The 18,881-nt window shown below is 59.3% G+C and carries 15 protein-coding genes and 1 tRNA gene; 12 read left to right on the top strand and 4 right to left on the bottom strand.

Annotation, left to right across the window (positions count from 1 at the left end; translation table 11 throughout):
* Positions 1-13 precede the first annotated feature (13 nt).
* From ACR0IV_RS00635 to ACR0IV_RS00580, 12 genes are all read left to right on the top strand, one after another.
* Positions 14-970 (top strand): DUF2927 domain-containing protein, encoded by a 957-nt coding sequence (locus ACR0IV_RS00635; protein ID WP_480658401.1) that lies wholly within the window; start codon positions 14-16, stop codon positions 968-970.
* A gap of 22 nt (positions 971-992) precedes the next feature.
* Positions 993-2,141, top strand: a complete 1,149-nt coding sequence (locus ACR0IV_RS00630) for an SPFH domain-containing protein (RefSeq protein ID WP_480658403.1) — start codon at positions 993-995, stop codon at positions 2,139-2,141.
* Between the two features lie 34 nt (positions 2,142-2,175).
* Positions 2,176-3,267 carry a TFIIB-type zinc finger domain-containing protein gene (locus ACR0IV_RS00625; RefSeq protein WP_480658405.1) on the top strand — a complete coding sequence of 364 codons (1,092 nt, stop codon included), beginning with the start codon at positions 2,176-2,178 and terminating at the stop codon, positions 3,265-3,267.
* Positions 3,268-3,326: 59 nt separating this feature from the next.
* The gene (locus ACR0IV_RS00620) at positions 3,327-3,995 is read left to right on the top strand and encodes a nitroreductase (protein ID WP_480658407.1); all 669 of its coding nucleotides are present in this window, start codon (positions 3,327-3,329) and stop codon (positions 3,993-3,995) included.
* Positions 3,996-4,028: 33 nt separating this feature from the next.
* Positions 4,029-4,466 (top strand): D-aminoacyl-tRNA deacylase, encoded by a 438-nt coding sequence (gene dtd, locus ACR0IV_RS00615; RefSeq protein WP_480658408.1) that lies wholly within the window; start codon positions 4,029-4,031, stop codon positions 4,464-4,466.
* The gene (locus tag ACR0IV_RS00610; protein ID WP_480658409.1) at positions 4,466-5,569 is read left to right on the top strand and encodes a glycerate kinase type-2 family protein; all 1,104 of its coding nucleotides are present in this window, start codon (positions 4,466-4,468) and stop codon (positions 5,567-5,569) included. The genes dtd and ACR0IV_RS00610 overlap by 1 nt, the downstream gene beginning before the upstream one ends.
* A gap of 44 nt (positions 5,570-5,613) precedes the next feature.
* On the top strand, positions 5,614-7,608 hold the full coding sequence (locus ACR0IV_RS00605; protein WP_480658410.1) for a CocE/NonD family hydrolase: 1,995 nt from the start codon (positions 5,614-5,616) through the stop codon (positions 7,606-7,608).
* A gap of 125 nt (positions 7,609-7,733) precedes the next feature.
* Complete coding sequence (locus ACR0IV_RS00600; RefSeq protein ID WP_480470484.1) at positions 7,734-9,320, top strand: ABC transporter substrate-binding protein; 1,587 nt, start codon at positions 7,734-7,736, stop codon at positions 9,318-9,320.
* A 1-nt stretch (position 9,321) separates the two neighbouring features.
* The gene (locus ACR0IV_RS00595; protein ID WP_480470485.1) at positions 9,322-10,278 is read left to right on the top strand and encodes an ABC transporter permease; all 957 of its coding nucleotides are present in this window, start codon (positions 9,322-9,324) and stop codon (positions 10,276-10,278) included.
* A complete protein-coding gene (locus ACR0IV_RS00590; RefSeq protein WP_480470486.1) occupies positions 10,275-11,132 on the top strand; it encodes an ABC transporter permease in 858 nt (285 codons plus the stop codon). Before ACR0IV_RS00595 ends, ACR0IV_RS00590 begins: the two co-directional genes overlap by 4 nt.
* A complete protein-coding gene (locus ACR0IV_RS00585) occupies positions 11,129-12,766 on the top strand; it encodes an ABC transporter ATP-binding protein (protein ID WP_480658413.1) in 1,638 nt (545 codons plus the stop codon). Before ACR0IV_RS00590 ends, ACR0IV_RS00585 begins: the two co-directional genes overlap by 4 nt.
* Before the next feature lie 149 nt (positions 12,767-12,915).
* Complete coding sequence (locus ACR0IV_RS00580; RefSeq protein WP_480658415.1) at positions 12,916-13,752, top strand: alkaline phosphatase family protein; 837 nt, start codon at positions 12,916-12,918, stop codon at positions 13,750-13,752.
* A gap of 3 nt (positions 13,753-13,755) precedes the next feature.
* Here ACR0IV_RS00580 and ACR0IV_RS00575 read toward each other — a convergent pair whose 3' ends face one another.
* The 4 genes from ACR0IV_RS00575 to ACR0IV_RS00560 all read right to left on the bottom strand — a co-directional run bounded on the left by ACR0IV_RS00575 (position 13,756) and on the right by ACR0IV_RS00560 (position 18,778).
* Positions 13,756-14,679: an alpha/beta hydrolase gene (locus ACR0IV_RS00575; RefSeq protein ID WP_480658416.1), complete on the bottom strand. Its 924-nt coding sequence runs from the start codon at positions 14,677-14,679 to the stop codon at positions 13,756-13,758.
* A 15-nt stretch (positions 14,680-14,694) separates the two neighbouring features.
* Positions 14,695-16,584 (bottom strand): acyl-CoA synthetase, encoded by a 1,890-nt coding sequence (locus ACR0IV_RS00570; RefSeq protein ID WP_480658417.1) that lies wholly within the window; start codon positions 16,582-16,584, stop codon positions 14,695-14,697.
* 159 nt (positions 16,585-16,743) lie between these two features.
* The gene (locus ACR0IV_RS00565) at positions 16,744-18,564 is read right to left on the bottom strand and encodes an ABC transporter transmembrane domain-containing protein (protein ID WP_480658418.1); all 1,821 of its coding nucleotides are present in this window, start codon (positions 18,562-18,564) and stop codon (positions 16,744-16,746) included.
* A 140-nt stretch (positions 18,565-18,704) separates the two neighbouring features.
* Positions 18,705-18,778, bottom strand: a tRNA-Gly gene (locus tag ACR0IV_RS00560).
* Positions 18,779-18,881: the final 103 nt, after the last annotated feature.

Here is an 18,881-nt window from a genome sequence, read left to right as displayed (position 1 = left end):
GGGAACAACGCGCGTGTGGCCGTTTCCAAGGATCAACGCTGCTGTGCTTGGCCTGTCACTGCTAGCTCTGGCCAGCTGTGACGAGGTACTGACCACCTCAGTCGTACCCGAGCCGCGCCCGGTTCAGCCGCAGGGGCCCAGCAACGCCTATGTCGAACCCTCTGCCGCAAGCCTCGATCTGGCACGGTATTATCAGAGTGTAGAGAACAATCTGTTGACCCGCGGCTTGCTGCGCACGGATGGAGGGGGGCCGGATACGCCATATGACGCGGATGATCTGGCCCGCAATTTCGAGACGATCGCCTTCTACAACGAATATCCTGGTCAGGGCGTGTCAAACGGCGCAGGCCGGACTCGTAGGCAGTTGAGCCGCTGGTCAGCCGCAGTTCGCATCAAACCTGAGTTCGGCCCTTCGGTCGCGCCTGAGGTCCGGCAGCTGGACGCGGCTCAGATCAATGCCTATGCGGATCGCTTATCCCGGCTGACGGGCCATCCGGTCTCAACCGTAAGCCGCAACGCAAATTTCCACGTCTTTGTGGCGGGTGAAGATGACACGGCTTATGTACAAGCGCGGTTGCGGCAGTTGATTCCCGGCATCGGACAGGCGCAACTTGATCTTTTTGATAAGCTGCCACGGTCATTCTATTGTTTCGTCTTTGCCTCAGCCTCGAGCGGATCACCGCAGACTTATACAAGAGCGGTCGCCCTGATCCGGTCCGAGCACCCCGACCTTGTGCGCCTCAGCTGCATTCACGAAGAGCTTGCGCAGGGGCTGGGTCTGCCAAACGATAGCCCTCAGGCCCGACCGTCGATCTTCAATGATGATGACGAGTTTGCCTTGCTCACCAGCCATGATGAAAAGCTGCTGACCATCCTCTACGACCCACGCCTGCGCTCTGGCATGACCGCTGAAGAGGCGCGCCCGGTGGTCCGTATCATTGCACGCGAATTGATGGGGCAGTCGCTCTGACCCCGAAGACAGGAGTAATCCAATGGGAATTTTTGATTTTCTGACCGGCGAATTCATCGACGTCATTCACTGGGTCGATGATACCCGCGACACCATGGTTTGGCGGTTCGAACGTGAGGGGCACGAGATCAAATACGGGGCCAAGCTGACCGTGCGCGAAGGTCAGGCGGCGGTCTTTGTGCATGAGGGGCAGTTGGCGGATGTGTTCACGCCCGGTCTCTATATGCTCGAAACCAACAATATGCCGATCCTAACGACGCTGCAGCATTGGGATCACGGGTTCCAGTCGCCCTTCAAGTCCGAGATCTATTTCGTCAACACGACCCGGTTCAATGACCTGAAATGGGGCACCAAGAATCCGATCATGCTGCGCGACCCCGAGTTCGGGCCCACCCGCATTCGGGCGTTCGGCACCTACACAGTGCGCGTGAAAGATGCGGCCAAGTTTTTGATCGAGATCGTCGGTACCGATGGTGAATTCACCATGGACGAGATCAGCTTTCAGATCCGCAACATCATCGTGCAGGAATTCAGTCGCGTTATCGCCGGTTCCGGCATCCCGGTTCTGGACATGGCGGCCAACACCGCCGATCTGGGCAAGTTGATCGCTGCGGAAGTCTCGCCCGTTCTCGACGGTTACGGGTTGGAGATGCCCGAGTTCTACATCGAGAATATTTCGCTGCCGCCTGCGGTTGAGGCTGCGCTCGATAAGCGCACCTCGATGGGTCTTGCCGGTGATCTGGGCAAATTCACACAATATTCGGCAGCCGAAGCGATGACGGCGGCGGCCAACAACCCCGGTCAGGGCGGCGGCATGGGCGCAGGGCTCGGCATGGGAATGGGCATGGCGATGGCGCAGCAGATGTCGAATATGGCAGCGGGTCAGCCAAGCGGCCCTTGGGGCGGTTCCGCCCCCGCTGCCCCGCAACCCTCGGCGCATGCGGCACCGCCGCCTCCGCCACCCGTCGAGCATGTGTGGCATATCGCGGTTGACGGACAAACCAGCGGGCCGTTTTCGAAGGCCAAGATGGGGCGTATGGCCGCCGAAGGAGAATTGACGCGCGACACCCATGTCTGGACCGCCGGTCAGGACGGATGGAAAAAGGCGGGCGACGTGCAGGAGCTGGCGCAGTTGTTCACGATCCTGCCCCCGCCGCCTCCGGGCGCGTGATCTGGCCATTGGCAACCTGAGATCGGAATCTGGAATGGCCAAAGACGAACACCGTTTTCCCTGCGATCAATGCGGGGCGGATTACCGGTTCAACCCTGGTGACGGCACGCTCACCTGTGATCATTGTGGCCATTCCGAACCCATTGGCGCAGGCCCGTGGGGCGGTGCCAGCTTGCGCGAACTGGATTTCGACGCAGCCATCGCGGAGCGGTTACCAGACAGCGAGATCGAAGAAACCCGCGTACTGACCTGCCCGAACTGCGCTGCGCAGGTCGAGTTCGACCCGAACACCCATGCGGCTGAATGCCCATTCTGCGCCACTCCGGTGGTTACGGATACGGGCGTGAACCGTCACATCAAACCACGCGGCGTGTTGCCGTTCGCCCTGGATGAACGCAGCGCCCACAAAGCGATGGGCGACTGGTTGGGGCGGCTTTGGTTCGCGCCGAATGGCCTTAAGGAGTATGCGCGCAAGGGGCGAAAAATGCAGGGCATCTATGTGCCCTACTGGACCTTCGACGCCGACACCAAATCGAGCTACCGGGGCGAGCGCGGGGTCGTATACTACGAAACCCGCACCGTGATGCGGGACGGCAAACGTGTGCAGCAACAGGTGCCAAAGGTGCGTTGGACGCCGAAATCGGGACGCGTGGCGCGGTTCTTTGATGATGTTCTGGTGCTTGCCTCTCGATCCTTGCCAAAATCCTATACCGATGCGCTGGAGCCATGGGACCTGCCCGCGCTTGAGCCCTATCAGCCAGAGTATCTGGCCGGATTCCGGGCCGAAGCCTATACCGTTGAATTGCAGGACGGATATGCCGAGGCGCGTGCGCACATGGCCCGCGTGATCGAACGCGATGTCCGGTTTGACATAGGTGGGGACCGGCAGCGCATCCATGCGATCGACACGGACGTGCGTGATGTCACGTTCAAGCACATCCTCCTGCCAGTGTGGATGGCCGCGTACAAGTATCGCGGCCAAACTTATCGCTTTGTGGTCAATGGCCGGACCGGACGCGTTCAAGGTGAGAGGCCCTGGTCCGCAATCAAGATCACCATCGCTGTCGTTCTGGGTCTGCTGATCGCGGCAGGAGTTGGCTATCTGGTGGCCACCGGTCAGCAATAGCGGCCTTGCGCATCGCACACCATCAGGTCATCTTCGCGCCGACCGGATCGGAGGGCCAAGTGACCTTTTCAACATTGAACCAGCTGCTGCACGCGCGCCATTCCTGCCGCGCGTTCAAGGCTGATCCTGTGCCCCGCGATCATATCGAACAGATCGTGACCAGTGCCAGCCGCGTGCCCAGCTGGTGCAACGCACAACCATGGCAGCTGACGATCACCAGCGGGTCCGAGACCGACGCGTTCCGCGCGGCTCTCCTGCAAGAGGCAACAAGCGGCACACCGTCCCCTGACCTGCCCTTCCCCACTCGATATTCCGGCGTCTATCAAGAGCGCCGACGCGCCTGCGGTTGGGCACTTTATGACGCCGTGGGGGTTGAACAAGGTGACCGCGCTGCCTCGGCCCGGCAGATGATGGAGAATTTTTCTCTATTCGGTGCGCCGCACAGTGCGATCCTGTCGAGCCCGGCGGAGTTGGGCGCATACGGCGCGATGGATTGCGGCGGGTTCGTGACAGGGTTCGCTCTGGCGGCTCAGGCTTTGGGCGTGGCCACCATCCCACAGGCAGCGGTCGCATCATATGGCCCGTTTCTGCATCGCTATTTCGATATCCCGGAAGATCGCCTCATCCTTTGCGCGATCTCTTTCGGCTATCCCGACGCTGACCACCCGGCCAATGCGTTTCGGACAGAACGCGCCGAGGTAGAGCAGATTATCGAGTGGCGCGGTTGAGCCCAGAACCTGACTGAACGAGAAGACAAGAACATGCGCGCATTGCTTCAACGAATTTCCCGAGCTTCGGTTCGCGTCGATGACACCGTGATCGGTCAGTCGGGGCCAGGGTTGATGATCCTGGTTTGCGCGATGCAAGGAGATGGTGAGGCTCAGGTCGTGCAACTGGCAGAAAAGATTGCAAAGCTGCGAATATTCAAGGATGAGGCAGGGAAAATGAACCGCTCGATCCTGGATGTTCAGGGCTCAGCGCTGGTGGTCAGCCAATTCACACTTGCAGCGGATACCTCGCGGGGAAACCGGCCCGGCTTTTCAGCGGCAGCGCCCGCGGCCGAAGGTGAGCAACTGTATGAAGCGTTCGCGCGCAAATTGGCAGCTTTGGGCATTCCGGTCGAGACCGGGGCGTTCGGGGCCGACATGGCGGTGGAACTGGTCAATGATGGGCCAGTCACGATTTGGATGGAAAGCTGATGCAGACTTCTCAACAGGCACTAGAGTTCTGGCACGCGGGCGTCGCAGCCGTTGATGGCTATCGGTCGACTTTGGAGGCGACGCAAGGCATTGGCCGCCCCGACCAGATACTGGCCGTTGGAAAAGCCGCAGGCGCGATGGCGCGCGCGGCGGCAGAGCGGTTTGGCGATGTGCCCGTGCTGGTCGTAACCAAGGATGGCCATGGTGAGGGGCTACCCGCGCATATCCAGGTTCTTGAAGCCTCGCACCCGGTTCCCGATGCCCGCAGCCTGGTCGGAGGGCGCGCCCTGCGCGAAACCGTTGAGGGGCTGCCCGCCGGTAGCCATCTGCTGTTGCTGGTGTCGGGCGGCGCTTCGTCGCTGGCCGAGGACCTCGTGCCGGGCAAAACACTGGACGATCTCGAAGCGTTGAATCGCCAACTGCTGGCAGATGGTCTGGATATCGGTGCGATGAATGCAGAACGGCGCAAACTGTCCCGGATCAAGGGCGGTGGTTTGCTGTCTCATTTTCACGGCGCGCGCGCAACGGTTTTGGCAATTTCAGATGTACCCGGCGACGATCTGAGCGTGATCGGATCGGGCATCGGTTCGTTGCCCGATACCCCGGATTTTGAGGCACAAACCTCGATCATCGCATCCAATGCCCATGCCCGCCATGCGGCGGCGCTGACCGCGCAACAGGCCGGGTTTCAGGTTCTGGCCGATGAAGAAGCGATGCATGACGACTATTTAACCGTCGCAACCCGGATCGGCGCGCAGCTGTGCGATATGCCGAACGGTGTGATGGTGTTCGGAGGCGAACCGACGGTTGTCCTGCCCGACACCCCGGGGCGCGGAGGACGCAATCAGGGGCTGGCTCTCGCCCTGGCGCGTGAGATCGCTGGACAACCTGGGCTGACGGTCATCGTGGGGGGCACCGATGGCACCGACGGACCAACAGATGCGGCCGGAGCGATCGTGACAGGTGAGACATGGGCGGACGAGGCCGAGGGTTATCTTGACCGTGCAGACAGCGGCAGTTTCCTTGATAAGGCCGGGGCTTTACTGATTACGGGTCCCACGGGCACAAATGTCATGGATCTGGTGATTGCAATCCGGGACTGATCTGACATCTTGGCCGGGTCAGTTTCGGCCCGGAGATCAGACCCATGGCTCAGCCCCCCAATACACTTCGTGAAATCGAAGACATCGCCGACATGGGTATCGTCATGCCCGATGGCTGCCGCCTGTCGGCACGCGTCTGGCGGCCCATTGATGCGCTCGACAATCCTGTTCCGGCTATTCTGGAGCACTTGCCCTACCGCAAACGTGACGGAACGACGACGCGCGATGCGCTGACCCATCCGTGGTTTGCCAAGCGTGGCTACGCCTGCATCCGGGTCGATATGCGCGGCAATGGCGATAGCGAAGGGCTGATGGAGGATGAATACACGCAACAGGAGCTGGATGACGCCGTTGAGGTGATCCGGTGGCTAGCAGATCAGCCCTGGTGCAACGGTTCGGTCGGGATGATGGGGATCAGCTGGGGCGGCTTCAACTCCCTGCAGGTTGCCGCGATGCAGCCCGAGGCTTTGAAAGCGATCATCACGCTCTGCTCGACAGCGGATCGTTATGCCGATGACATCCATTATAAAGGCGGGTGTCTGCTGAACGAAAATCTGGGTTGGGGGGCGACGATGTGGTCTTATTCGTCGCGCGCGCCGGACCCGGCACTGCGGGAAGACTGGCGTGATCTCTGGCTGAAACGGCTTGAAGCTGAACCTTTCCTGCCATCGGTCTGGCTGCGCCATCAGGCTCGCGATGCCTATTGGCAGCATGGTTCGGTCTGCGAAGATTTCAGCGCAATTCGCGCGGCCACCCTTGCTGTGGGCGGCTGGGGCGACGCCTACAAGAACACTGTGCCATGGCTGGTCGAGTCGCTCGACGCTCCAGCGAAAGGAATCGTCGGCCCTTGGGTTCACAAATATCCGCATTTTGCGATCCCCGAGCCCCGCATCGGGTTTCTGCAAGAGGCGCTGCGCTGGTGGGATCACTGGCTTAAGGGCGAAGACACCGGGGTTGCAGATGATCCCGACTATCGTGCCTATGTGATGAACGGCGTCCGACCGGCGCGCTGGTACAGTGAAAGACCGGGCCGATGGATTGCCGAGACCGAGGGGGCGACCACGCATCTTCCTAAGGTGGCGATGCGCCTTGCAGATGATGGGCTAGGCTGCGATGGCCCGCTGGATGCACGCATCCGGTCACTGCACACATGCGGGATGGAAGGCGGAGAATATTGCGCGATCTGGCTTGGCCCCGACATGCCGGGTGACCAGCGGAGCGACGATGCGCTGTCGGCCTGTTTCGACAGCACCCCATTGGGCGATGATATCGAGATCGTCGGCGCGCCCAAAATCCGGCTGCGCCTGAGTGCCGACAAACCGCAGGCTCAGATTGCCGTTCGGCTGAACCATCTGCACCCCGACGGGGCCTCGACCCGGATCACCTATGGTGTACTGAACCTGGCGCATCGCGAAGGCCACGCCGAGCCAGCCGTTCTGACCCCTGGTGAGAGCTATGACATCGAACTGGACCTTGATCATATTGCCTATCGCATACCCAAGGGGCATCGCTTGCGGGTCGCAATCTCAAGTTCCTATTGGCCATTGATTTGGCCCTCGCCCGAAACAGCAGAGCTGCACTTGACCGGCGGTGGAATCGTCGTGCCAACGCGTGAGCTGGGCCACAGGGACGAGTGCGGCTTTGCTCCGCCAGATGCAGAATCCCCCCGTCCAGTCTCGACAGTGCGCGAATCGCACAACGCGCGTTGGGTTGAGATCGACATGAACACGGGTCAAACGCATATGATCATCGAGGATGACTTCGGGAAAATCCGCGACGAGATGCATGGCCTGATCAACGGCAGCACTGCATATGAAAAATGGTCAATCCATCCAGACGATCCCCTGTCGGCCCGCGGCGAATGCCGCTGGACGCAAGAGCTGGAACGGGATGATATCCAACTCAGAACCGAAACCGATTGTGAAATGTGGTCGGATTCCCAGCATTTTTTCCTGCGCGCACAGATAAACGCCTATGAAAACGAGGTTTTGGTTTTTTCGAAAAAGCTAGAGGATACCATACCACGCAAGCTTATATGACTTTCAGGCCCATTGAGTGACAGATTATTGCTTGCCCGTCGGCCTGAAATGCGCCTAGTTTGACTCATGCGTCAATAAAAAGCCCGAAAACGGGCTGACCATCCAACCAATTGGGAGATTTCTGGATGAACGATCAACTCACTCACATGTCTAAACTCGTGGCGGCAGGCAGAATGTCGCGCCGTGAATTCATGGGCCGGGCAGCTGCTCTGGGTGTATCCGTCGCAATGGCGGGCAGCGTATTCGCAACCGCGGCACGGGCGGCAGGACCGGTCAAAGGCGGTACCATCCGCGTTGGTATTCAGGGCGGCGGCTCCTCTGACAGCCTCGATCCGGCGCTGGCCGCAAACGCGACTGCAACGCAGGTGCTGCGTCTGTGGGGCGAACCGCTGCTGGAACTGGACCCCAAAGGCGGTCTGTGGCCGCGTTTGGCCGAAAGCTTCGAGGCATCCGCCGATGCGCGCGTCTGGACCTTCAAGATTCGCTCGGGTGTGAACTTCTCGAACGGTAAGACCATGACCGCCGACGACGTGCTGGCCACAATGGAGCGCCACGCCGGCGAAGAATCGCAGTCAGGTGCGCTTGGACTGCTACGCGGCATCAAGGCCATGAGCGTCGAGGGTGATAAATTCATTGTCGAACTGGACAAACCCAACGCCGACCTGCCCTATCTGCTGACCGACTATCACCTGCTCATTCAACCCAATGGTGGTAAAGACGATCCAACCGCGGCAATCGGAACCGGGCCCTATGTCCTGAGCGATGTCGAACCTGGCGTGCGCTTCGTTGGTGAAAAGAACCCCGACTATTGGGATGATAATGTTGGCCATGCCGACACGATCGAACTGATCGTCATCAACGACGACACCGCGCGTGTCGCGGCGCTGCAGTCGGGTCAGGTGCATATGATCAACCGCGTTCCGCCGCGCACGGCAAACTTGGTTGGCCGCGCGCCAAACATCAACCTGCGCACTACGTCTGGTCCGGGTCACTATGTGTTCATCATGCACGCCAACACCGCCCCCTTCGACAACAAAGACCTGCGGATGGCGCTGAAGTACGGCATCAACCGCCAAGAAATGGTCGATAAAATCCTGTTCGGCTTTGGCTCGATTGGCAACGACACACCAATCAACAGCTCATACCCGCTGTTTACCGAGTTGGAGCAGCGCGAATACGATCCGGACAAGGCCAAGTTCCATCTGGAGCAGTCAGGCTTTGACGGAGCGGTATTGCTACGCACATCTGACAACTCGTTCCCGGGTGCGCCAGACGCAGCAGCTCTGTTCCAGCAATCCTGTGGCGCTGCCGGTATCAATATCGAGATTAAGCGCGAGCCCAATGACGGCTATTGGTCTGAGGTCTGGAACAAACAGCCTTTCTGCACCAGCTACTGGGGTGGTCGCTCGACGCAGGATTTCATGTTCTCAACCGCTTATCTGTCGACCGCCGACTGGAATGACACGCGGTTCAATAACGAACAGTTCGACCAGCTGTTGTTCGCAGCCCGCGGCGAGCTGGACGAAACAAAGCGGATCCAGATGTATGCCGACATGTCCACCATTCTGCGTGATGAAGGCGGCCTGATCTGTCCGATGTTCAACCAGTTCATCGACGCGACGACTTCGGACGTGGATGGCTGGATCGATTCCGAGAACGGATTCGATCTGAACAACTTCTACGCTCCGATGACCATGTGGGTTGCTGCCTGATATGGGAATCGCGATGAAACTTGTGGTCCAGCGCATTGCGCTGGGCCTTTTGCTGCTATTAGCTGTATCTGTGCTGATTTTCGTGGGCACGCTCATCCTGCCCGGTGACGTGGCCCAATCCATCCTCGGTCAGTCCGCTACGCCCGAAGCCCTCGCCAACCTGCGCGAAGAGCTGGGATTGAATGAACCCGCCATCACCCGCTATTTCGACTGGCTATTTGCCGCGTTGCAGGGTGATTTAGGTACTGCGCTGACCAATGGTCGTGACATTGCCGAGAGTATCGGTCAACGCATGTCCAACACTCTGTTTCTTGCCTTTTGGGCCGCCCTGATTTCGGTACCTCTGGCAATCCTTCTGGGTCTGATCGCGGTGCGCTATAAGGACCGCTGGCCCGACAAGCTGATCTCGGCCGTTACGCTGGCATCAATCTCGATCCCGGAATTCCTGATCGGTTATCTGCTGATGTATTTCGTCGCGGTGAAGCTGGGCTGGTTCCCATCCGTTGCGATGATCGGTGACCACATGAGCCTGCTGCAGAAGCTTCAGGCGATTGCATTGCCCGTGATGGTTCTGACGCTTGTGGTACTGGCACATATGATGCGCATGACCCGCGCGGCAATTCTGAACGTGATGCAATCGGCCTATATCGAGACGGCCGAGCTCAAGGGATTGACCGGGTTTCAGGTTATCGCGCGCCACGCCTTCCCGAACGCCATCGCTCCGATCGTCAACGTGGTGATGCTGAACCTGGCCTATCTGGTGGTCGGCGTCGTGGTGATCGAGGTGGTGTTCGTCTATCCCGGCATGGGACAGTACCTTGTTGACCACGTGGCGAAACGTGACGTTCCGGTGGTACAGGCCTGCGGTCTGATCTTCGCCGCCGTCTATATCGGCCTCAACATGATTGCAGACATCGTCTCGATCCTGGCCAACCCGCGTCTGAGGCATCCGAAATGAAGAACATCCCTATTTCTGCACTGATCGGGCTGTTCCTGACGGCCCTCTACTTTCTCGTGGCGCTGTTCGCGCCGCTCATCGCGCCTTACGGCATGGCTGAAATTGTCGGCGGTGTGTGGGAACCCTCGAAGATCGAGATCATGCTTGGGATCGCTCCCGAAGGTTTCACCGAGTCGAATTTCTGGCTGGGCACCGACAATATCGGCCGCGATCTGCTGAGCCGGATGATCTATGGCGGGCGTACCACCATCTTCATCGCGACGGCTGCAACGATACTGTCCTTCGTGACCGGTTCGGTCCTGGGCTTCTTTGCGGCGGTGATGGGCGGCTGGGTCGATCAGGTGCTGTCGCGCTTTGTCGATCTGATCATGTCGATCCCGACACTGATCTTCGCCCTCGTGGTCCTCTCGGTGATGCCGGTGACCGTCCCGATCCTGATCGTCGTCATGGGTCTGCTGGATTCGACCCGTGTCTATCGTCTGGCCCGTGCTGTTGCCGTCGACATCACCGTCATGGACTATGTCGAAGCCGCGCGTCTGCGGGGCGAAAAGATCGCTTGGATCATCTTCCGCGAAATCCTACCCAACGCGCTGTCACCGCTGGTGGCCGAGATGGGCCTGCGCTTCATCTTCGCCGTGCTGTTCGTCTCGACTCTGTCATTCCTGGGTCTCGGCGTGCAACCGCCCGAGGCTGACTGGGGTGGCATCGTGAAAGAGAACAAGGAAGGCATCGTCTACGGCATTCCCGCCGCCCTGCTGCCCGCTGTCGCCATCGCGACGTTGGCAATCTCGGTCAATCTTGTGGCTGACTGGGTTCTGAACCGTACCACATCGCTGAAAGGAGGCCGGGGATGAGTGATACCCTTCTCAAGGTCCGCGACCTCAAAATCGGCGCGACCGTCTATCCGCCGGGTGAGAAACCCCATGACATCGAAATCGTGCACGGGGTCAGCTTTGACCTTGAGCGCGGCAAGGTGCTGGGGCTGATCGGTGAATCCGGGGCGGGCAAGTCTACCATCGGTCTGGCCTCGATGGCCTATGGCCGCGGAGGTGTGAAAATCACCGGTGGCGAGGTCTGGGTCAACGGGCGCGATATCCTCAAGACATCTCTGCGTGATATCCGCAAACTGCGCGGGGGTGAGGTCACTTATGTGTCTCAGTCCGCTGCGGCGTCGTTTAACCCTGCCAAGAAGATCATGGATCAGGTGGTTGAGGCTGCGGTCGAACAGAAAAAGTTCAACCGCAAGGAGGCCGAAGCCCGCGCGCGCGAGCTGTTTGCCAAGCTGGGTCTGCCTGACCCTGACAATATCGGCAATCGCTATCCGCACCAAGTCTCGGGCGGTCAGCTGCAACGCTGCATGACCGCGCTTGCCCTATGTCCGGAACCGGATCTGGTGGTGTTCGACGAGCCCACCACAGCGCTGGACGTAACCACGCAGATCGACGTTCTGATGGCCATCAAAGAGGCCATTGCCGATACCGGTGTCGCCGCTCTCTATATCACTCACGACCTTGCTGTTGTTGCGCAGGTAAGCGATGACATCATGGTTCTGAAGATGGGTAATACCGTTGAATACGGCACAACCGATCAGATCATCAACAATCCGCAGGAGGAATACACTCAGGCGTTGGTCTCGGTCCGGTCCATCGAGCACGAAGAAAAGAAACCCACGCCGGAACCTGTGCTGACCGTCGAGGGTATCACCGCGCGCTACAAGGGTCTGAACTTCGACGTCCTGCACAACGTCAATGTTGAGCTTCATCCGGGGCAGACTTTGGCGGTCGTGGGCGAATCCGGCTCAGGTAAGTCCACACTGGCGCGGGTGATTACTGGCCTGCTGCCGCCGCGTGATGGAGAGATCACCTTTGCCGGGCGCAAGCTCAGCCCTGATCTGGCTGGCCGCTCACGCGAGGACCTGCGCGAATTGCAGATGATCTACCAAATGGCTGACGTCGCGATGAACCCACGCCAAACCGTCGGGACTATCATCGGTCGCCCGTTGGAGTTCTACTTCAACATGCGCGGTGCCGAGAAACGCAAGCGGATCATCGAACTGCTGGATGAAATCGAACTGGGCGAAAAGTTCATCGACCGGTATCCGGCGGAACTGTCGGGTGGTCAGAAACAGCGTGTCTGCATCGCGCGGTCGCTGGCGGCCAAACCGAAGATGATCATCTGCGATGAAGTCACCTCGGCGCTCGATCCACTGGTGGCGGATGGCATCCTGAAACTGCTGCTGGACCTGCAGAAGATCGAGGATGTGGCCTATCTGTTCATCACTCACGATCTGGCGACGGTGCGTGCGATCAGCGACAGTATTGCGGTGATGTACCAAGGACGCGTCGCGCGCTACGGCTCGAAAAGCCAGGTGCTCAGCCCGCCATTCGATGATTATACCGACCTTCTGCTCAGCTCGGTGCCAGAAATGCATCTGGGTTGGCTGGAAGAGGTTGTCGCACATCGCAAGATGGAGAGCGCTGGCAACTGATCACATCGTAACAGTTCCATGAAATCTCATAATCCCGACATCTTGTCCGATGACAGGTGTCGGGATTTTGCTATTGGAGGCGCGAACGGACGCCCTTGGAATCGCGAATCCAATAGGGTCACTGGAAAGAGCAAAAAGAAGGCTGAAACATGGATCGCAAACTGCTTTTGATCATTCTTGACGGCGTCCCATGGCGCAATTTCCGCCGCCTCTTTGGCAACCTCGAAGGCTGGGTCGACACCGGTGAAGCGCGCGTGTGGAAGCTGCGCGCCGTCCTGCCCTCTACCTCGGCCAGTTGCTATGCGTCGATCCACACCGGCGTGACACCGCAAGAGCATGGTTGTACCGGCAACGGCAACGTTTTCCGTCTGAGCTATAAGGATGTGTTCAGCCAGGTGCGTGAGGTCGGGGGAGTGACAGGCGCCGTCACCCACAGCTATTGGTCGCAGTTCTTCAATCGCCACCCGTTCGATTACGTTCGCGACGTGGAATATGACGAGCCGGACAGCAAGACCATCAACCATGGCCGGTTCCACACCATGACCGGCTATGGCAAAGCCAACCAGATGACACCATGCGATGTGGATCTGTTCGCTTCGCTCACCAACCTGTGCCTGCGCTTCGGGCTGGACTACGGCATTCTGCACACCTGCACGCTGGACAGCATGGGCCACCGTTTCTTCCACGACTGCCCCGAGATGGATCACGCCTGTTTTGTCGCGGACGAAATGCTCGCCCCTTTCATCCCCCGCTGGCGGCAACTGGGGTACGAGGTCATCGTTACAGCTGACCACGGCCAGGATGAGCGCGGCCACCACGGCGGGCGCAGTCCGCTGCAACAGGAGACAGCCTTATATTACTTCGGTGACGCCGGAGGTCCTGAGGCCGCTACGGTGATCGATCAGCTACAGCTGGCACCGACCATCCTGACCCGGATGGGCGCGCCCGTGGCAGACACGATGAAAGCCGAACCTTTCCTGATCTAGGCTTCAATCGTAGGACCAGATCCCCTGCCCCAGCGCCTCGATGGCGACCGATATTCGTTCAAAGCTGTCGGCGGCACGCTTTACCGTGCTTCGGGCGCGCAAATAGCCGTGGATCAGCCCGGGTTCATTGACGCAATGCGCATGCCCACCGGCGGCTGTGATGCGCTCGCAATAGGCAGGCCCGTCATCGCGTAACGGATCACAATCGGCTGTCACCACAACCGTAGGCGGGAGGTTCGAGAAATCGCGATCCTGCAAAGGCGCAAATGTTGGGTCATTATCCGGCACGTCGCCCGCACAGCGGATCGATTGGTAGAATAGGACATCATCGCGCGTAAGCATCGGGGCGTTAGCGTGTTCGATATATGAGCCATACGAGGGATCCCCGCCCAGCCCCGGGTAGATCAGAACCTGCCCGAGCACATTCTCCAACCGCCCCCGGCCATGATGTGCAACAGTTGCGGCAAGATTGCCGCCCGCGCTGTCCCCGGCCAATACGATGGGATCGCCGAATTCCCGGGCAACCCAGCAGGTTGCAGTCCAGCTGTCCTGAAACTGGGCGGGGTGCGCATGTTCCGGACACAGCCGGTAGTCGACCGACACGACGCGGTATCCGGTCTGCACACAAATCTCGGCGCAGACATCGTCATGGCTGTCCAAACCGCCGACGACGAACCCTCCGCCATGAAAATACACAACGCTTCGGGTCGGATCACCCGCAGTATAGAGGCGAACCGCAACACCATCCGCATCGCAGTCTTCTACTTCAACACCCGATGGACGAGGCTGACGAAATTCCTGACACATCGCATCATAAACGCGACGCTGATCTTCGATGGACATATCGACCGCGTCATCAGGATAGCTTTCAGCCGTGCGACGTATGAACGCCCAGGTTTCCTCGTCGATCAGGCGTTCATAGTCCATTGTCCCTCCCGCGGCTTACTCAGACCACTCCCACGGCCGGGTGAATGATCCCAGCACCTTGGCCACATCGTCCTCGGAAGACCCGTTCGCGTCAAGCTGTGCGACAAGCCCGCGTTTCTTGTCATCGATGACAGACACAACGCGCGCCGCGACACCTGCAGTTTCCAGGGCACCATTGTAGATGCGGGTGATGGCCTGTTTGCGCAGATCCGGTTTGAACACCTTGCCGACCGCGGTTTTTGGCAGCTCATCCAGAATGGTCATATGCTTGGGCTGCGCCGCGCGTTCGTGGACGTGGACCTTGCAATACTCCATCAGCTCTTTTTCGGTAACTGAGGCACCCTCGACCAGCTCCACAAACGCACAAGGCACCTCACCCGAGTGCGCGTCCGGCTGGCCGATGGCCCCGGCAAAGGCGACGGCTTCGTGGCCAAGCAGGGCCTCTTCGATCTCGGCAGGATCAATATTGTGACCGCCCCGGATGATCAGGTCTTTGGCGCGCCCGGTGATCCAGAGATAGCCATCCTCATCAAACCGTCCCAAATCGCCTGTGCGCAGGTACTTATCGAAATGATAAAGGTTCGTATTCTTGTCTGTCTCGGTATAGGTGTTGCCCGCGTAGACGCCGGGGTTCGAAATGCAGATTTCACCGATCTGATCTGCGCCGCATTCTTTAGGGCCATCCGGTCCGTCCTGCAGGATTTTGACATCCGTATAGGGGAACGGAATGCCGATCGAGCCGATCTTCTTCTCGCCATCCACGGGGTTGCACGACACCAGACAGGTTGCCTCGGTCAGGCCGTAACCTTCGACGATGGTGACGCCTGTCGCTTCTTCGAAGCGGCGGAACAGTTCGACGGGCAGCGGGGCTGAGCCTGAAAAGGCGGTTTTCACGCTTGAAATATCAGCATCGACCGGGCGCTGCATCTTGGCCGAGATTGCGGTTGGCACGGTGATGATGAACGAGACCTTCCAACGTTCGATCAGCTTCCAGAAATTGTCGAACACGCCGTCGCCGCGATATCCAGCGGGCGTTGGGAAAATCACATGCGCCCCCGAGGACACAGCTGCCATCACAATCACATGCACCGCAAAGACATGGAACATCGGCAGCGGGCACATGATGACGTCGTTTTCGTCAAACAGCAGCGTGTTGCCCAACCAGCCGTTATAGATCAGGCCAGAGTATTTGTGTTGCGCTACCTTTGGCATGCCCGTTGTGCCGCCGGTGTGGAAATAACAGGCGACGCGGTCTTCCTGACTGTCCTCAAAATTCAGCGTTTTCGGCTGCTTGTTCAACTCGGCATTGAAGTTCTTGTAATCCGCATGGGCCAGTTTTTCCTTGTCGCCCATCTTGGGGCGCAGGAACGGCACGAGCCAGGATTTAGGCGGCGTCAGATAGCGGTTCAGGTCAATCTCGAGGATCGTGTTGACCCCCGGCGCGTGGCGCACGGCCTCTTCCACCTTCTGGGCCACATCGGTTTTGGGGAAGGATTTCAGCGTGACCACGACCTTCGCCTTGGTCTCACGCAGGATCGCGGCAATCTGTTCGGGCTCCAGCAAAGGGTTGATCGGGTTCACGATCCCTGCAACCGCGCCACCCATCATGGTAACCAGCGTCTCGTTACAGTTGGGCAGTACATAAGCCACCACGTCCTTTTCGCCGATGCCTAGCGAGCGGAACAGGTTGGCTGCCTGATTGACTTTGCCCAGCAGCTCCGACCATGTCAGCGTCTCTGCCTTGTCAGTCGGGCCGGATAGCAATTGAAAGCTGATCGCCTTGTGGTTCGGGAACTTGCCCGCCGTCCGCGACAACAGCTGATGGAAGGTGACGGGCACATCCCGGTCTTCCCACGCCATCTCCTGCTCGATGCGCGCCTTGTCTTCCAATCCCACAAAGGCCATGTGGCTCCTCCCCTGATCTGTCTCCCGTGTCGCGCACGGGTTTGTTTGTGCCTCCAAGATGGAAGCAAAACACAGCATGCGCAAGCAAGGGCTTAGCGATCAGGTTCGGGAAAATGTAGAATGACGCTACGGCGAAACAAGATGTGCCGGAGCGTCACTTTATTCTGCGGCCACTCCGTCGGTGAACTGCAAACGCGCCAGACGGGCATACAAGCCGTCCTGCGCCACCAGATCATCATGCGTGCCCTGCGCCACGATCTGTCCCGCCTCAAGCACGACAATACGATCAGCCTTCTTCACGGTCGCCAGCCGGTGCGCCACGATCAGCGTGGTACGCCCTGCCCTCATATTATCAACTGCGCCCTGCACCGCGCGTTCGCTTTCCGCGTCCAGCGCCGAGGTCGCCTCGTCCAACAGCAGCACCGGCGCATCGCGGAGGATGGCGCGCGCGATGGCGATACGCTGTTTCTGACCACCTGAAAGCATTACGCCGCGCTCACCCACGAAGCTGTCATACCCTTCGGGCAGAGCCGAGATGAAGTCATGCGCGGCCGCAGCCCGGGCAGCGGCCTCAACCTCGGCATCCGTCGCATCAAGGCGGCCGAAGCGGATATTCTCGCGCGCCGAGGCGGCAAAGATCACCGGGTCTTGTGGCACCAGCGCGATGTGCTGACGGAAGTCGTCACGATTGAGGTCGCGCAGATCGCACCCGTCGAGGCTGACCTGCCCGGCATCCGGATCGTAGAACCGCTGGATCATCTGGATCACGGTCGTCTTGCCCGCACCAGACGGGCCGACAAAAGCCACCGTTTCCCCGGGTTTGATCTGCAGCGACAAATGATCCAATGCGACGACATCCGGGCGGGCGGGATAGCGGAAAGTCACATCGTTAAAGCGAATCTCGCCCCGGACTGGCGCAGGCAGAGCTCTGGCCTGCGGCGGATCATTGACTGTATCCTCAGCGTTCAGCAGCTCGACCAGCCGCTCAGTTGCCCCAGCCGCGCGCTGCAGTTCGCTCCAGATTTCCGACAATGCAGCAACCGAGCCTGCCATGATGATCGAATAGATCACGAACTGGATCAGCACGCCCTCGGTCATCACCCCGTTACGCACGTCATTCGCGCCCATCCACAACACGCCGACGATGCCCGAGAAAACGAGGAAGATAACGATGACCGTCAGAATCGCACGGGTCTGGATTCGGCGCAGAGAAACTTCGTACGAAGTTTCTGTCATCTCACCGAACTGCGCCCGGCTGGCCTGTTCATGGGTAAAGGCTTGCACGGTCTGCACCGCTCCCAACGCCTCGCCCGCATTTCCCGATGACGCCGCAATCCAATCCTGGTTTTCGCGACTGATCACCCGCAACCGGCGACCCAGCACCAGAATCGGCACGACGACCAACGGAATAAGCAGCAGAACCATCCCGGTCAGCTTGGCCGAAGTCAGCAGCATCAGCACCAATCCGCCTACGAACATCAGCAGATTACGCAGGGCAATCGACACCGACGAGCCCAACACCGACTGGATCAGCGTTGTGTCGGTGGTAATGCGGCTCAGGACTTCTCCGGTCATGATGCGTTCGTAAAACTCGGGGCTCATCCCAATTACACGGTCGAAAACCGCCTTTCGGATATCGGCCACCACGCGCTCACCCAGTCGGGTCACCAGCGCATATCGAATACCCGTGCCTATGGCGAGGATACCAGCAATGACCAGAGCGGCCAGAAAATACCAATCCAGAAGCTCGCCATCTTCAATACGGAAATTATCAACCACACGGCGCACAGCCAAAGGCAGCATTAATGTCATGCTGGCAGTCAGGATCAGCGCCAAAGTCGCACCGATCATCAACAAGCGATATGGCAGCATGAAAGGCCACAGCGACCGCAATACGCCGATCTTTTTCGACCCGGCCCGCTCTTCATGCGCACCGGGCGCCTGTGCATTCGCTGGACTGGCTGAGCGTGTTCTTGCCATGTCTGGCCCTTGTCTTCTGGTCATCGCCGTTATCTGGCGCGTTTCAACGCTTCTTGGCGGCAGAGGCCGATGGGGTCAAGCATTGGGCGCAAATCGGACCCGATCCGGGCCTTTTGACGCATTCGGCGGAGGGGCTGAACTGGAGCGGGTAGACGGAATCGAACCGACATAGCCTGCTTGGAAGGCAGGGGCTTTACCATTAAGCTATACCCGCTCAGCGTCTGGGCTGAGTAGTCCATGCGCTCCCGGGCGTCAAGAAGCGAAATCACCTATTTGTTTGGTTTTGCCATCCTCGGCTTATCTCGCTCCGGCATTGA

It is taken from the genome of Ruegeria sp. C2 (assembly GCF_056537765.1).
The sequence above is the reverse complement of the archived record's forward strand: the minus strand, read 5'-3'. Positions and strand labels throughout refer to the sequence as shown.

Excerpts from the sequence above, each read along its gene's own strand:
- ACR0IV_RS00600 (WP_480470484.1), top strand. The coding sequence starts at position 7,734 with ATGAACGATCAACTCACTCACATGTCTAAACTCGTGGCGGCAGGCAGA.
- ACR0IV_RS00575 (WP_480658416.1), bottom strand. The coding sequence starts at position 14,679 with ATGGACTATGAACGCCTGATCGACGAGGAAACCTGGGCGTTCATACGT.
- dtd (WP_480658408.1), top strand. The coding sequence starts at position 4,029 with ATGCGCGCATTGCTTCAACGAATTTCCCGAGCTTCGGTTCGCGTCGAT.
- ACR0IV_RS00610 (WP_480658409.1), top strand. The coding sequence starts at position 4,466 with ATGCAGACTTCTCAACAGGCACTAGAGTTCTGGCACGCGGGCGTCGCA.
- ACR0IV_RS00625 (WP_480658405.1), top strand. The coding sequence starts at position 2,176 with ATGGCCAAAGACGAACACCGTTTTCCCTGCGATCAATGCGGGGCGGAT.
- ACR0IV_RS00605 (WP_480658410.1), top strand. The coding sequence starts at position 5,614 with ATGGCTCAGCCCCCCAATACACTTCGTGAAATCGAAGACATCGCCGAC.
- ACR0IV_RS00630 (WP_480658403.1), top strand. The coding sequence starts at position 993 with ATGGGAATTTTTGATTTTCTGACCGGCGAATTCATCGACGTCATTCAC.
- ACR0IV_RS00580 (WP_480658415.1), top strand. The coding sequence starts at position 12,916 with ATGGATCGCAAACTGCTTTTGATCATTCTTGACGGCGTCCCATGGCGC.
- ACR0IV_RS00570 (WP_480658417.1), bottom strand. The coding sequence starts at position 16,584 with ATGGCCTTTGTGGGATTGGAAGACAAGGCGCGCATCGAGCAGGAGATG.
- ACR0IV_RS00590 (WP_480470486.1), top strand. The coding sequence starts at position 10,275 with ATGAAGAACATCCCTATTTCTGCACTGATCGGGCTGTTCCTGACGGCC.
- ACR0IV_RS00565 (WP_480658418.1), bottom strand. The coding sequence starts at position 18,564 with ATGGCAAGAACACGCTCAGCCAGTCCAGCGAATGCACAGGCGCCCGGT.
- ACR0IV_RS00595 (WP_480470485.1), top strand. The coding sequence starts at position 9,322 with ATGGGAATCGCGATGAAACTTGTGGTCCAGCGCATTGCGCTGGGCCTT.
- ACR0IV_RS00585 (WP_480658413.1), top strand. The coding sequence starts at position 11,129 with ATGAGTGATACCCTTCTCAAGGTCCGCGACCTCAAAATCGGCGCGACC.